The organism is Niastella caeni (assembly GCF_004834005.1).
Classification (GTDB): Bacteria; Bacteroidota; Bacteroidia; order Chitinophagales; family Chitinophagaceae; genus Niastella; species Niastella caeni.
This window is the reverse complement of the sequence record NZ_STFF01000013.1, coordinates 126308-141831: the sequence shown is the minus strand read 5'-3', so window position 1 is coordinate 141831 and position 15524 is coordinate 126308. Positions and strand designations below refer to the sequence as shown.

The 15524-nt window shown below is 44.1% G+C and carries 9 protein-coding genes; 1 reads left to right on the top strand and 8 read right to left on the bottom strand.

Annotation, left to right across the window (positions count from 1 at the left end):
* Positions 1 to 39: 39 nt before the first annotated feature.
* The 8 genes from FAM09_RS28725 to FAM09_RS28695 form a co-directional block, all read right to left on the bottom strand.
* On the bottom strand, positions 40 to 1851 hold the full coding sequence (locus FAM09_RS28725; protein ID WP_136580618.1) for a galactose-binding domain-containing protein: 1812 nt from the start codon (positions 1849 to 1851) through the stop codon (positions 40 to 42).
* A gap of 802 nt (positions 1852 to 2653) precedes the next feature.
* A complete protein-coding gene (locus FAM09_RS30835) occupies positions 2654 to 2815 on the bottom strand; it encodes a hypothetical protein (protein WP_153825482.1) in 162 nt (53 codons plus the stop codon).
* A gap of 219 nt (positions 2816 to 3034) precedes the next feature.
* On the bottom strand, positions 3035 to 3940 hold the full coding sequence (locus tag FAM09_RS28720) for a glycoside hydrolase family 16 protein (protein ID WP_136580617.1): 906 nt from the start codon (positions 3938 to 3940) through the stop codon (positions 3035 to 3037).
* A 35-nt stretch (positions 3941 to 3975) separates the two neighbouring features.
* Positions 3976 to 5010 (bottom strand): family 16 glycosylhydrolase, encoded by a 1035-nt coding sequence (locus tag FAM09_RS28715; protein WP_136580616.1) that lies wholly within the window; start codon positions 5008 to 5010, stop codon positions 3976 to 3978.
* Positions 5007 to 5903, bottom strand: a complete 897-nt coding sequence (locus tag FAM09_RS28710) for a PKD domain-containing protein (RefSeq protein ID WP_136580615.1) — start codon at positions 5901 to 5903, stop codon at positions 5007 to 5009. The genes FAM09_RS28715 and FAM09_RS28710 overlap by 4 nt, the downstream gene beginning before the upstream one ends.
* A 17-nt stretch (positions 5904 to 5920) precedes the next feature.
* On the bottom strand, positions 5921 to 7477 hold the full coding sequence (locus tag FAM09_RS28705; protein ID WP_136580614.1) for a PKD domain-containing protein: 1557 nt from the start codon (positions 7475 to 7477) through the stop codon (positions 5921 to 5923).
* 20 nt (positions 7478 to 7497) lie between these two features.
* Positions 7498 to 9006 carry a RagB/SusD family nutrient uptake outer membrane protein gene (locus tag FAM09_RS28700; RefSeq protein WP_136580613.1) on the bottom strand — a complete coding sequence of 503 codons (1509 nt, stop codon included), beginning with the start codon at positions 9004 to 9006 and terminating at the stop codon, positions 7498 to 7500.
* Positions 9007 to 9028: 22 nt separating this feature from the next.
* On the bottom strand, positions 9029 to 12154 hold the full coding sequence (locus FAM09_RS28695; RefSeq protein ID WP_136580612.1) for a SusC/RagA family TonB-linked outer membrane protein: 3126 nt from the start codon (positions 12152 to 12154) through the stop codon (positions 9029 to 9031).
* Between the two features lie 365 nt (positions 12155 to 12519).
* On the opposite strand from FAM09_RS28695, the gene FAM09_RS28690 reads away from it, so the two are divergent.
* Positions 12520 to 15456: a ligand-binding sensor domain-containing protein gene (locus tag FAM09_RS28690; RefSeq protein ID WP_136580611.1), complete on the top strand. Its 2937-nt coding sequence runs from the start codon at positions 12520 to 12522 to the stop codon at positions 15454 to 15456.
* Positions 15457 to 15524: the final 68 nt, after the last annotated feature.

The window sequence follows — 15524 nt, the reverse complement described above, 5'->3', positions numbered from 1 at the left end:
GAAAATCAGAGGCTTTTTTGTTGTGGCATTTAATAAAATTTAATTTCCCCATACTTCAAACTCCATCAGTCGTACTGCATCGGTATCATCTGCCTGTGCTACAAAAAAACGAACATAACGGATGTTGCTAAGGTTTACATCATAGCTTCTCGGGTCAGTGTCATTGATATTTTCCACAATGCAATCAGTCCAGTTAATTCCATCATTACTGGTTTGAATTTTATATTTAGTATTCTTATCCCAGTCTTCCCAATCCAATACAATTTTTTTAATAGTGCGGCCACTGCCAAAATCATATTGCAGCCATTTATCGTGGTTCACATTATCGCACCATTTGGTAGTGGAAGTATTTCCGTCTTTGGCTTTGTCAGGAGATTCCGCAGCGTTCACATAACCCGAAGCAGTAGCTGTTGAAGTGAGGGCCAGGTTTTGTGCTATACTTGTTGTAACAATAAATGTAGTTACCGTTTTTGCCGGAAGATCGTAGCTGAACCACCCGTTGGATGCTACAATAGAACCTACTTTTTGCGGAGCACTGAAAGGTTGTGCATTGTTGGTTTGCCAAACATCAATCACTGAGCCATTAGTAATTCCTGTTGCATCAACAGAAACTGTTTGACTGGCAGTAAGGTCCTTGTTCACCATTACAATGTTTTTGTTCGTGGAAGCGTACACTTCTACGTTGCTAAGCGTAGTAGAGGCAGTGGCAGGATTGCCAAATGCCCGGAATAAATTGCCACCGGAAAACATTTGCAGTCCATAATAAAGGGGCATTGCATCGTTTACACTTCTTCCAAAATTGGATGCATCTGAAGCCTTTTCAAATGTAAGCCCCAATGCTCCGTTCAAATCAGCATATTGATGCCCGCGGCCTCCTGCTTTTGCAATATGGCCTGCCACGGAAGCGCCCCATACAGTGGCTATGCTGTTATAAAACCTGTCGTCACCATTCCAGCCGGGGTAGCCATTAGCTGTTCTCCATGACCAGTTGTATTCACCTACCTGTATCTCTATCCTGTTTTCTGCGCCGGGAAGTTCAGATGTTATCATCGCTCTTATTGCATTTATTTCATTTTCCCAACTCACCGTTTCTGACAGTGCTTGTTCATCAGACAAAAAACTTACACCCATGGCGTAATGATGATAATCTATAAAATCGGCTCTGCTGCCTGATAACTGTATAAATCTTCTAAGGCCGTTCATATCAAACCAGGCCAGTGCAGGACCACCAATTTTAATGGAGGCATCCGCATTCTTCATGGCGTCAAAAACAGTATTGAACATAGCACAGTATTCATCCATCGTCATGCCCGGCTCATTGCCTACTACCCAATATTTAACAGGCATGCCATTGTTTTTGAAATAATTTACCAGGTTCGCTGCATCGGAAGGAGTAATATCGTTATCATTAGTGGCGCCACCTATTACTACCATCGGCTCTGATCCTGTGTTTTTAATAGCCGTTACCCATGCCAACCCTGAGATGTTAGTTGGGCCGCCAGCGGCGCTGGAAATTACATTACCGCCATTCCACTTTATGGGCACACGATACAGGCCCAATTTTAAATTGGTAAGCCTTGCGCTTTGTGTAGCTCCACCAGGTTGCGCTATACCGGTAGCACCGTAGGTGGAAATAGTTCCGCTAAAAGGATAAACAGCTTTGACGCCACTGTAGGTAATGGCCTGGGTAAAATTTACCGTAGTATTGCCTGCTAATGCCCTATTGCCCAATTTACCTTTTGCTGCCAGCGGCCTGTCGTTTACCAGCATTGGTTCCTGGTTGTTTTTTCGGCAACCCAAAATGATAGCCATTCCCACCATGACCGGGAAACAGATTTTTTTACATGACATGATATTACATTTTAAAATGAGGAATTGATATTAAGCTAACACCTGCCGGCGATAGAATATGAAGAAAAATAAACCCCTGCAGTAAATTAATGAACCGAAAGTCAATTTTAGTGCCAGCTTGGGAATAGCGTATGCATAAGAGCGTCAGCATGCATGGCCCAACCCTACCTAAAGCCAGCCGCGTATTGGCGGAACCAATTAAAGGAATTACTCAACTATTTAACCCTGTATACTAAATGATAGAAAAATTTAACTTATAACTGCCCGCGCCCTGACCATCTTCCATGTTTGAATACCTAAATCTTTTACAACGCCAGCGATAGTAGCTAACGACTCATGCCTCAGGAGAACTTCTGGCACTTTTAGAACATGTAACTATGTAGCATAAAAAAGGTAACCCCGCAATGCGGGGCTTTACCTTTTTTATAGAGTCTGCCGACAGATAGAACCAATTAATGGAATTCTTTAAGCGTATATATTCTGTGAAGCAATTAATAATACCCTTACCTTAAGACGAAGCCTTAAGAACACCTATCCGGTTTAAAAAATCAAATTGATCGAATTGGATTGGGGTTGTATGCGCAATACAGACCCATTGCCCGGTTTTGAAAAACTACCTTTTGCTGCCCGGATGTTGTAATACATACCTTCAAAATTACAATCAAGGGTCGTGCCGCTGACCGATCTAAAAGGCAATTGTGCGCCAGCGGAGGTGTTCAAATCAAAAAACCAATTCAAAGCCTGGCTGCATTTTAATTTATATGGTCCATCAGCGTGAAATTGCCAAATTTCTAATGGCAGGTTAATAGCTGCTTGGCAGGCCGTCTTTTTTCATACCCTGCATTATGAGTACGTTTGTGATGTAAAGCATCTCCTGTCCGTTATCTTCATGGGCGCCATTGATGCCATAAGGCCAGAAATGCAGGTTATCACCCTTCAGGGCTTCAGCCGGAGTGCGGGTCATGAAACGCAGTATGCTGTTGGCAAACCCACCCTGGTACAACCCGTTAGCTGATTAAGAGCCTGATTGAAAAAATCGCTTAAGCCATGGCAAAGAAACTGAAAAGCTGCTGCCCTATTGCAGGCAGCAGCGTGAAATACCAATAGATTATTTACATCAAAACACGTCGGTCAGTTTACCGGTATTGCAGGAAGGTGTGAGATTTTGAAACATCACGTTCCATCACTTGTTTGTGGTCACCCTCACCCAATCAACCAGCATCCTGCTTTTGCCTTCCTTTATAGCCTGCAGCGTTGTAGCAGATAGGCCGTAATACGGTTCTTTGATCCCGTTTATTTTAAATGGATAAACACCGCCTACTGCAAAATTCAGAATGAGATATTTGGGATTATCAAATGCCCAGGGCCCAAAAAAAGCAGTCATTGCCTTGGTTACTCTGAACATGGTTATGCCATCATATTTGAAGATAAGGCTGTCGGGTTTCCAGTCAACCGAATAAATATGCCACTGCGTAGCATTGTTGCTATCGGCAAAGTACAACCTGTTTACCAGGCCGGCATCACCGCTGTATTTGGGTCCGTGTACGGCTGCACTTGCCCAGTCTTTTTCACCAACGTATTCCATGACATCTATTTCGCCGGTTTCCGGCCATTGCCCTGTTCCCAGTATCCAAAAGGCCGGCCATAACCCTGCTCCTTCCGTGAGCTTAATTCTTGCCGATACTGTTCCGGATGTAAACTCCGCTTTATTCCTTGTATTGATGCGGCTTGAAATAAAATCAAATTTGCGGCCATCGGCGGTTGTATATCCCGGTACGAACCTCGGCGTAAATAATGCCGCCCCGTTCTCGGCCCCTTCCCCTTCGGTTCCGTTTACAAACTGCAACACATTCACAGAGTCAACATAGGCCTGTAATTCGTTATTGAAATGCATACCCGTGATCTCCACATTCCATTTTGATGTATCGAGGCCAGGGCCTGAAAAATCATCAAAGAATATTTCTTTCTCATCCATCTTTGCCGGTTCACTTACTGCCGATCTGCCGGTTGCATCTATACAATGAGAAAACAGCGCCAATGCCGAAAATGTACAAACAATACCTATAAGCCTGTAACTTAACAATTTCATCTGTGTATGTTATTTTGTTCTGATCCTGATAATGTTTATTGGTAAACCCTGATGTAATCGATTTCCATGGCAGCCGAAGAAAATGCCGGATCGATCGGCCCCCCAAAGTTGCCGCCCAGGGCTACATTCAGAATAATAAAAAAGTTTTGATTAAAAGGTAAACTGCTGCTGTTGTTCACCGTGTGGAAAAGCTGGTTGTCGACAAAGAACCTGATCGAAGTGGCCGACCATTCAACGGTGTAAATATGGAATTCGGTGGTTGCATTCGAAATGGTAACGGTGTTTCCAACACCGCCACTACCCGAGTGACCAATATAATGCACAGTCCCGAAAATTTTATTTAATTCTTTTCCTACGTGCTCCATGATATCTATTTCTCCGCAGGCCGGCCATCCGGCAGTAGTAATGTTGTTTCCCAGCATCCAGATGGCAGGCCAGGTACCTACGCCTGCAGGTAATTTGGCCCTTGCTTCTATTTTTCCATATTTGAAAGAGAACTTGTCTTTCGATAACAATCTTGCCGAGGTATAAGCGCTGCCGTTGTAATTTTCAGCTTTGGCAATGATCTTCAGCGTGCCGTTCGATATCACTGCATTGTCGGTTCTGTTGGTGTAATACTGCAATTCATTATTACCCCAGCCACCGGCGCCCAGATCGTAGCCCCATTTTGCGCTGTTGGGCGCTCCGGCCGTATCAAATTCATCGGCCCAAATTACAGACTGTTCAACGGTTACAGTTACCTGTATTGATTTCGAAATGGTTTGCCCACCTGCACTTTTTGCCGTTACATTTACCGTGTACATGCCCGAGGCCGTGTAGCGATAGGTTACAATGCCCGAAGGCGCCAGTTGAAACACGCCATTACCAAAATCAAAATCATAGGAAATGGCGTTGGTTGCGGTAGCGGTAAATGTAACATGGCCGCTTTTATCGGTACTTACCGTTGCAGTAAGCGAAAGATTAGTGGGAGGCGTGTTATTTGCTTCATCGCCTCCCTTTTTGCCGCATGCAAGGGTTGAAATAAAAAGAAGCGAACAGCCAATTGCTTTTACAATTTTAATTACCATCATGATTTCGCTTTTAGTTTTTGATACCACGAATTCCCGTCTGCTCCAATATTGCGCAAATGCATTGTGCTATCGGTAATAGACAAGATCTCATATTTTGTTGCACCGGTGCCAAAATTGATGATGCCGTTGCCAGGAACAGCCAATTCAATTTGCCTTGAATTGGCAGAAGTAGAACCAGATGTAGCCGTCATAAACGACAATTGTTTGGTGCCACCTGTATTGAGGGAATAGCAGTTATCGCCACCGCTCATACCATAAAATGCGGTAGCCGCAGCTATAGAGAACGAGGTCCCTTTGTTATCTACGGTCATCGATACTTTGCCGTTAGCGTCTTTTGAAAAGGTGATCTCATCATCATAAGCACAGGCTTCCCTGCTGTTGGGGGCCGCTGCATACCATATTGGCGAAAAATCAGTAGCCGGGCCTACTCCGAAATGACCGGCAGCTTCCCTGTCGGTGATCCATATACGGCTGCCGCCATTGGTGAGATTTTGCATAATATCGGCAGGCAGTGAAAAGGCTACAAATACAGTAACCTGTTTACTGATGGTACTCATGGCGCCGGCAGTGCCAATGGCATTAACCGTAATGGTATAGGTATTGGTACCTGTGGTGGTGTATTTGTGCGTTACAATACCCGATGGTTCCAGACTGGTTGTTCCATCGCCATAATCGATCTTATAAGAAAGTGCGTTCGTTGCGGTGGCTGCTATCGCTACCCTGCCCGAACCGTTGCCGTTGGGATTGGCCTGATCGGCCCCGTCAACTACCGCGTCTACATTCAAACCGATTGGTGTTTTTATGTTGCCAAATGAATAATCTGTTTTACTACAGCCGGCAACTGTTGTTATGATCAGCAGTGCACACGTAAGTATTTTGATTGAATGTTGCATTGTAATATTTTTTACGGTTACATTAACCTGATATCATCGAACAGGAAAGTAAAGTCAGACGAGCCATCGCCCACGGTTCCCAGATCAAAGATCAATACAATTTTCTGGTAAGAATTGCCGGTGTTGATACCGGAGAAATCGAAGGATAAGTCGGTCCAGGCATTCGCGGTACCAACGGTTACTTCTTTTTCGTATGAAATACCACCGTTGCTCAAATTCTCTACCTTCAGCAGCACTTTCGCATTGGCCCGGGGTGAAAAGACCTTCATGCGAAAAGTTTTCAGTACCGAAAAATCGATCGGGTTGGTCAATGCAATATAGCTTCCACCCCAAACCTGTCCTGCATTCTTCACCATTTGGCCCACCTTGCTGCTGGTATTGATGCCATTCAATTGCGGATTGTTGATCACTGTGGCACTACCGCCATCAAAATCAGTAAATGAGTAGGTGAGCGAAGATGATTCAAAATTCAGGGGAAGCATTACGTCGTTGGGCACCAGGCGAATATCATCGAAGAGGAACGTAAAATTGGCAGAGCCATCTCCCATGGTGCCCAGCTCAAAAATGAGTACAATTTTGTGATACGCATTAGAAGTATTAATGCCTGTATAATCGAACACCAGATCTTCCCAGGCATTGGCTACAGAAGTAGTTACTTCTTTTTCGTAACTGATACCCGAATTGGTGGCATTCTCTACCTTCAATAATACTTTGGCGCCTGCCCTGGGAGAGAACACCTTCATGCGAAAGATCTTATTCGTTGAAAAATCTATCGGGCTGCTGAGGGCGATCAGGCTTCCTCCCCAAACCTGGCCGGCGCCTTTCACCATTCTGCCTACCTGTGCGCTGGTATTGATGCCATTTACCTGCGGATTGGCGATCACGGAAGCGTTACCGCCATCGAAATTGGTAAATGAATAATTCGAAGCCGCTGCTTCAAACTGTAGCGGCAGGTTGAGCGGGCTCGATATGATGATGTTTTTTGTTATCTGTGTAGTTGCAGCGCCGCCGCTTAATGCGATCACTTTTATAGTATAAGTGCCGGAGGTACCATAGGTATGGCTTATTGTTTGGCCTTCGTTAAACGAAAGCGGCACTTCATTGGCGCCTGTACCGAAATACACCGCAAAATGGGTTTCATATAAGGCCGTGGCAGAAACATTCACGGTAAAGTTATTGGCCGGATCAATAGCCGCAGTTACTTCCAGGTTTTCAGGAGCCCGGAACGTAACTGTTAACTGTTTTGTAAGTTCGGTAGTTTTTCCCACCAGGTTATGCGCAACCGTTTTTACATTATAAACACCTTCGCCATAAATATGCTTTGTAGTGTCACCGGGCTGAACTTTTGCCGGCGTGCTGGTTCCATCGCCATAAAACACCTCGTAATAAGAAACGCTTTCTCCATTGGGAGTTATAGTAACCAAACCGGTATTGTCCTGGGTAATTTCATACAGGGCCGACAATTTTTGCGGGTCTTCTGCCGAAGCCAGCAGCGACAGATCATCATAGTTGTCTTTTTTGCATCCGGCAACCAATGTGGTGAGTATGGCCAGGCCAGTTATATATTTCTGCATAAACAATTTTTTGTGAAGAATTAATAGCCGTTGTTTTGCGTTAAACCACCATCTGCTTCGGTTTGTGGTATGGGAAACACTTCGTGCTTACCGGCTACAAAACCAAGCGCCCCCAGCACCGTTGATGCCCTGCCTGTTCTTACGAGATCAAAAAAACGTTCTCCTTCCATCGCCAGTTCCAGTCGTCTTTCGTTCAAAATCGCATCATATAAGGCAGTACCGCCGGCCGTTATGTCGTGCAACTGATCGGCAAAAGCCCTGCGCCGCACCAGGTTCAGATAGGTCCTTGCTTTTTGATCGTTGGCAGCCGTTGCCCTGTTGTTTGCTTCGGCCGCCATCAGCAATACATCGGCATAACGAATGGTTCTGTAATTATTCAGGTAGTTCAATTCAACCTGTCCTGAGGTTTCGCCTTTGCGCGGCAGATATTTTTGATTGTACAGGCCGGTATTCTTATACGGCGCCGCCTGGTAGGTTATGTTAAAAGAAGGATTGGCCGACTTATAGGCTTCAATATCCAGAATGGTTACCGTCTTTCTTTGGTCGCCGGTTTCAAAGGCCCTGGCCAAATTTTGTGTTGGCAAATTGGTGCTCCATCCAGACGCATAGGGCATATTGCCTGAACCATTCAAGCCCCGGATGCCGCATTGTTGAACAGCATAGTTCCCCTGTCCTCTTGTTACATGATTCCAGTCGTAAGTGCCTTGTCCGTTTGAGTATTGAATTTCAAATACCGATTCAGGACCGTTTTCACCGCTCTGCAAAAAGATTGACCCAAAATCACTCACCAGTGCAAAGGCATTGGCGGTAATAACATTTTCGAGCATGGTAGCGGCCTCGGTAAATTTGTTCTGGTACAGGAATACTTTACCTAACAGCGCCTGTGCGGCATATTTGGTAACGCGCCCTTTATCTGATTGCACGGCCGGTAATACGGCAATGGCCGCGGTTAAGTCCTGCTCAATTTGTTTATATACTTCTGCTTTGGATGATCTTGCTAATTTTCGTGAATCAGACAATGTCAGTCTTCTCTCGGTGAACAAGGGAACATCGCCGAACATTTTTACAAGCGTGAAATAAAACCAGGCCCTTAAAAAATATACCTCGCCGTACAGTGCTTCTTTACCGGCAAAGTTCACGGTTTGGCCTGCCAGATTTATTTCTTTATACTGATGTAAATAGTTTGCGCGGTTGATCCCTTCGTAGCTTACCTGCCACAGATCGGCCAGTGTTGCATTAACCGGATAGTACGTATAATCATCTATTTGCTGAAGCGATAATACATCGGCAGCACTTTCGCCGCCCGATACCGCATCGTCCGACGCAATATCGCTTACCGGCACAACCTGGTTCAACCATTGCAACGGCGAATAAACACCCACTACCAGAGCACGGTAATCGGCCTCCGATTTAAGGTAATCTATCTCTGTAATTACAAAGTCGTCATGGGGGTCATACTCAACCCATTTTTTACACGAGCCCAAACCCATCAGCATTATTGCTATGAATATTATACTAAACTTTTTCATCTGTTACATTTTAATAGAGGAATTAAAATTTGATATCAAGCCCAATGGTATACGACCTTGCCTGCGGATAAGCCCCGCGGTCGATACCGGTATCTAACAGGCCTGTGTTAGCAATTTCAGGATCGTATCCGGCGTATTTTGTGAAGGTGAAAACGTTCTTTACCTGGGCATATACGCGCAAACTTCTGAACAGTTTAGTAATGGGTGTCGATGGCAATGTATACCCTAAGAGGATATTTTTGATCTTTACAAATGAACCATCTTCAACATACCGGTCAGATACGCGGCTGTTATTGTTGGCATCTGTAAAGGAGTACCGCGGATGATCCGCATCATTGGTGCTTCCGGGACCTGTCCACCGGCCTAATACGGCCCGGTACTTATTGGTGTAGTTGTCATTTCTTTCAAAAGCCCTGTATACATCATTGCCAACGGAAGCATACGTAAATGCGCTGAGGTCGAAGTTCTTGTAAGTAACGCCAACCGAAAGCCCCATGGTGAAATCGGGGAAGGGATTTCCGATAATGGTTCTGTCGGCAGCATCAATTTTTCCATCGCCATTGATATCGGCAAATTTTATATCGCCGGGCTGGGCCCCTGTTTGCGTGGGTGATTTTGAAATTTCATCCCAGGTTTGAAACAAGCCATTGGTTTTGTAACCATAATAAGCGGCAGGCGCTTTGCCTGGTGCAAATATGGTAACAGACTGCGACTGGCCATTGAAGTAATTGCCACCGGTAACCCAGGAACTGTCTTCGGAAGTTTTGATCACCATATTGGTAGCTTTGGTAAAGGTTATCGAGGAAGTGAACCTGAGATCTTTTGTAATCGTCGTGTTAAAGCCTGCAGTAATATCTATACCGCTGCTCTTTGTACTGCCGATGTTGGCAATTGGCGGCGGAATTGTGCCCAGGTAACCCGAAGCAACAGGCGTAAACAGCAAGCCGTCGGTCCTTTTTTCAAAATAATCGGCACTCAGGTTGAGTTGGTTGTTCAAAAACGCTGCATCAAAGCCCGCATTCCATTGATTTTGTTTTTCCCATTTGAGGGCATTATTGGCAACCGAAGCAACAGTAGCTCCCGGATAAAATGTATTGCCGAATGTATACCCGATGCTATTACCCGATCCGTAGAGTGAAGAAAGATAATCTGTTTGAATGGTTACCAGCACCTTTTTGGGATCGAGGTTATTATCACTGCCCACAGCACCATAGCTTCCTCTTACTTTCAGATTATTAATGAAGCCAACTTTAAAAAAATCTTCGTTGGTGACCACCCAGCCAACGGAACCTGAGTAAAAGTTCCCAAATTTGTTTTCGGTTCCAAATGCATACGAGCCGTCTCTTCTTCCTGTAAATGAAACAAGGTATTTATCCTGGTAGTCGTAATTGAGCCGTGCAAAACCGGAAGCATGCCTGTTTACATACTGATAATAAGATCCGCGCAAACCGTTCGTGTTATTGTTGGCGGTTGTTCCCGTAGCTGCAGTAAAATCGGCAAACTCCCAGGAGTTATAAGGCACATCCTGCCTGCTTGCTCCTGCCGCATTGCCGATACCTTTATTGAGGTTGATACCGGCTGTTATGTCGAAATCATGTCCATTAGCCAACTGAAAATTGTAGTTGGCAAATCCTTCGTAGATCAGTTGTGAAGCAGTGGACTTGTCGTGTGTGACACTGTTATGAAATCCGGCAATGGTAGTTCCATCGGCATTTAATGTATTGCCGGTATTATTTAATCCCCAGAATACGAGGGGGTCAAAACTTTTGGCGTTGCCATCATACTTGGTGTATCCAAGGCGGGCAGTCAACTTTAAATTTTTTATCACCTCATATTGCAGTTCAAACTTGCCATACAGTTTATGGCCAATTAACCGGTTATAGGTGTTGGCGAGCTTGGTAAGGGGATTATAAATTTCACGGGTAATGATACTGCTGAACCCGTATTGCCCAATGGTGTTTGGTACGGTATTGTATACCGGAACGGTAGGATCATAATTCAATGCGCTGCCGATGATGCTGTTAAAAGCATTTTCCTGCACACCCTTGCTGTTCAGATTAAGGTAAGTGGCATTAACAATGAATTTGAGTTTTGAAGAAAGGTCAAACGATACGTTGGAAGTAAAATTGAGCCGGTTAAATCGCGACTTATCATAACCGCCAACGATACCTCCCTGTGATAAATAACCGGCGGAAATAAAGTACGTGATCTTTTCGCTGCCGCCCCTGGCCGATATATTATGGTTTTGTATGGGCGCCTTTTTAAAAATTTGCTTTTGCCAGTTGGTACCGGCGCCCAAACCAGAGAGGTCCTGAAAAACAATATTTCCGCCCGACAGCGTACTTCCTTCATTCAGTATAGCGCCGTATTCGGTAGCGTTCAATACAGGGATCGTGCTGATCACTTCCTGAACGCTATAGCTGCTATTGAGGTTAAGTTCTGTTTTTTGATTTTTGCGACCCGATTTGGTGGTGATAACGATCACGCCATTGCCACCCTTTACACCATAAATAGCTGTTGTGGCGGCGTCTTTTAAAACCGTTACGCTTTCTATATCGCCCGGGTTAATGGAATTCAGGTCAGATAGCGTTTGCTGAATGCCATCAACAATAACTGTTGGGTCGGTACCGCCGAGGTCGGGAATACCTCTTATCAATACAGTTGGTTTAGCGCCGGGTGAACCGCTTTGAATAACATTTACACCCGCTACATTACCCTGCAATGCTTCTTCAACACGAACAGGTTTCAGTTTTTCAATTTCAGCCGACTTTAATGTAGAAATGGCGCCGGATACCTTTGTTACTTTTTGTGTTCCATAGCCAACTACTACAACATCTTTCAAAGATGTGGCAACTTCTTCAAGCACAAAATACATTTCACCGGTTCCCGAAACCTTCTGTTCCATGGATACAAATCCCATATAAGAAACAACAAGGATTGAACCCTTTTGCGGAACCGACAGGGAGAAAATACCGCCGGCACCTGTAATAACGGAAATATTTTCACCTTTAACAGAAACCGTTGCACCTTCGAGTGGCACACCGGCTTTACTGTTGACTTTTCCCTTTACAGCTATGCCCTGGGCGCACACCGCACCATATAATAATATAAGCGCGGCGCTAAGCCCGAACTTTAGTTTTAGTCTCATACACATGGTTATTTTATGTTGTATAAAATCAGGTAGGTTGCTTAACCAGTAAGCCAGGTATTCTGCCAGTTTGTACAGATAAATTTTAAAATCTTTAATGAGAGGAGGATGACAATGAAAGAAATGTTTAAACAGGTTTGGGTAACCTGCAAAAAGTGGGAATGATAATAATTTACTCATAATGGCAGCAATCGTTAAAAACTGTAATGTTAAAAAACTGTATAACTCCTGGTAAGTTTAACCGCTCAGTAAAGGTATTTTGCCCGCCCGGCCGGTACAATTTTTAGGCTACATCAGCACTACACAATCCTTTTTAAAATGTTACATTTGAGCATGTTTTACTACATCTGTACTACATCTGCCATATGAAAATCAAAAAATCGAACAGATGTACCTGGTTTGGGCTTGTTTTAAAGCTACTGCTGTTTATTGCCACACAGGGCAAGGGGCAGTCGTTTATTGGACAAAGGGAAATGGTCAATTTCTCAAAACAGGAATATAATGGCGGTGCACAAAACTGGGCGATCAAACAGGATGGTAAAGGCAGGATATATGTAGCCAATAACGAAGGCTTGCTGGTATATGATGGGACAACCTGGCAGCTTTATCCTGTTCCCAACAATACTATTTTAAGATCAATTGAATTCGGTAAAGACGGCAGGTTGTATGCCGGCGCCCAGGACGAAATGGGTTATTTTGCCCCCGACCCTGCCGGAAAGCTTGTTTACACGTCGTTAAAGCCACTGCTTACTGATACTGAAAAAACATTTGCCGACGTTTGGGATATTGTAACACTGGGCGACGACGTTTTCTTCCGCACTACCTACAAAATTTTCAGGCTATCGAATAACAGGCTTATTGCCCACCCTCCTATTTCTTCCTGGCTTTCGTTACGCAAACACCACAACCAGTTGATCGCCCTTGATGAAAAAGCGGGTGTGCTCAGGTATAGGAACGGGCAATGGGAAACCTTCATACCCCGGGAAACCCTGCCTGCCAATTTTTTTATCACTGATATGATCCCTTTTGGTAAGGATACCAGCCTGGTTTGTACATCGGGGAACGGATTATATTATTTATATAATAATATATTGCAGCCTTTCCATGTAAAAAATGCAACGACCGGGCAGCAGCACTTCACGGCATTAACAACCATTGATGCGAGTCATTTTCTGGCGGGCACGTATTTCAACGGCGTTTACCTGATCAACAAACAAGGATGGGTGCTTGAAAACATTTCAGTGAAAAGCGGTTTACAAAACAATACCATCCGCCGGCTGTTTTGCGATGCCACAAACAACATTTGGCTGGGGCTCGATAATGGCTTAAGCTTTATTGCTTTTAGTAATGCCATAAAACATATCAATCCGGCATCATTCAATAATGGTGGCGGATATGGGGTAAAAGCGCTGGGTAACAACCTGTATTTTGCTTTATCGACCGGCGTGCTGCGAGCGCCCTTTCAACAAACCAATGACTTTACAACTTTACCAGATAACCTTCAGCCACTGATTGGGGGCCAAACCTGGAATTTGAATGTATCCGGCAACAACATCCTTGCCGGTCGCGATGATGGTTTCTGGAATATTTCGGGCAATGGTAGCCGTTTAGTGACGGCAGAAACGGGATTCTGGACCTTTCAACAACTGCCTGGCTCAGCCAGTCGATTCTTTGCGGCCGGTAACTATCGGGGAATTCGCTTATTTGAAAATAATAAAGGAAATTATATCGACAAAGGCAGCATTGAAAAGTTTAATGAATCGGCCCGGTATCTTGAAACCGATGAAAAGAATATATGGGTTTCACATCCCTACCGGGGCGTTTATAAGATCAGCCTGCCGGATTATTCAATTAAGTTGTTTACTGACAAAGAAGGTTTACCCTCTTCATTAAACAACCATGTTTTTAAAATAAAGGGAAAGATCGTGGTAGCCACGGTAAAAGGAATTTATGAATATGATGAAAGATCAGGCACTATGTCACCTTCGCCCACCTATGCCCGTGTGTTTGGCGACAGGCCCATCCGATACCTTAAAGACGATGCCCGGGGCAACATCTGGTTTGTGCAGGATAAATCACCCGGCGTAGCGGATTATAGTTCCAGGGAACCGGTTATTGTTTATATCTCCGAATTAAAGAACAGGATATTAAGTGGTTTTGAAAATGTATATCCGTTTAACAACCAGAACATTTTTATAGGGGCTGAAAATGGTTTCTATCATATTAATTATGAAAAGTACCGTCAAAACATCCGTCCTTTTAAAGTGTATATCACGGCAGTAAAAATATTTTCCGGTAAAGACAGTGTTTTATATGGCGGCTACGATACAAATGACAGTGCCGTAAAAACGAGAACAGCTGCTGTTTCGTTTACATGGAATTCTTTTCATTTTTCTTATGCTGCTTCCTTATATGGCCTGCAGCCTGGCATTGAATACAGCTATTACCTGGAAGGTTTTGATAAAGGCTGGAGCGAATGGACAAAAAAGCCGGAAAAAGACTATACCAACCTCCCTGCGGGTTCATATACCTTCCGGTTAAAAGCAAAAAATAACAGTGACAACATATCGAATGAATGCAGTTATACATTTGCCATTACACCGCCGTGGTACAGAACGATATGGTCATATATTTTATATGGAGTTATAGTTGCCTTTTTCCTGTATTGTTTATTCAGGTACCAGGCCAAAAAGCACCAGGTTAAACAGGAACAACGCCGTATAGCCGATCAGAAAAAATACGAAGAGGAACAAAAGCAAATGGCCTATCAGCACCAGATCGAGTTAGAAAAGTCGGAGAAAGAGATCATTCGTTTACAAAATGAAAAGTTGGAGAACGAGATCGCCCATAAAAATGCAGAGCTCGCTTCTTCGGCAATGAACCTTGTTCATAGGAAAGAGTTTATTCTGAAGTTAAAAACAGAATTACAGCAACTGCAAAAATCGGGTAAAGCCGCAGAAGAAATGCCGGAATTAAAAAAGATACTGAAAGTGTTAGGCGACGAAGAAAAGCTCAATGATGAATGGGAACAGTTTTCGCATCATTTCAACCACGTTCACAGCGATTTTTTAAATGTGCTGAAAGAAAAGTATCCATCGCTAAAACCTCATGAATTAAAATTGTGTGCCTATTTGCGAATGAACCTTTCAACAAAAGAAATCGCCCAACTGATGAGCATCTCAGTAAGAGGTGTTGAAATAAGCCGCTACCGGTTAAGGAAGAAACTGGGATTGCCTACGGAGACAAACCTTGTTGAGTTTTTGTTTGATGTAAATTCGGGGAGCAGGGATCTTGCACCTTAGAGCTTATAACCATGCCTGGCGCACACAAAAAAAGAGAATGATCAAATTTGACCATTTCCTTAAGTGGA

What these genes read in the sequence shown, in the direction of transcription:
- FAM09_RS28690 (WP_136580611.1), top strand. Translation starts at nt 12,520, where the DNA reads ATGAAAATCAAAAAATCGAACAGATGTACCTGGTTTGGGCTTGTTTTA.
- FAM09_RS28725 (WP_136580618.1), bottom strand. Translation starts at nt 1,851, where the DNA reads ATGTCATGTAAAAAAATCTGTTTCCCGGTCATGGTGGGAATGGCTATC.
- FAM09_RS28710 (WP_136580615.1), bottom strand. Translation starts at nt 5,903, where the DNA reads ATGCAACATTCAATCAAAATACTTACGTGTGCACTGCTGATCATAACA.
- FAM09_RS28700 (WP_136580613.1), bottom strand. Translation starts at nt 9,006, where the DNA reads ATGAAAAAGTTTAGTATAATATTCATAGCAATAATGCTGATGGGTTTG.
- FAM09_RS28705 (WP_136580614.1), bottom strand. Translation starts at nt 7,477, where the DNA reads ATGCAGAAATATATAACTGGCCTGGCCATACTCACCACATTGGTTGCC.
- FAM09_RS28695 (WP_136580612.1), bottom strand. Translation starts at nt 12,154, where the DNA reads ATGAGACTAAAACTAAAGTTCGGGCTTAGCGCCGCGCTTATATTATTA.
- FAM09_RS28715 (WP_136580616.1), bottom strand. Translation starts at nt 5,010, where the DNA reads ATGATGGTAATTAAAATTGTAAAAGCAATTGGCTGTTCGCTTCTTTTT.
- FAM09_RS28720 (WP_136580617.1), bottom strand. Translation starts at nt 3,940, where the DNA reads ATGAAATTGTTAAGTTACAGGCTTATAGGTATTGTTTGTACATTTTCG.
- FAM09_RS30835 (WP_153825482.1), bottom strand. Translation starts at nt 2,815, where the DNA reads ATGACCCGCACTCCGGCTGAAGCCCTGAAGGGTGATAACCTGCATTTC.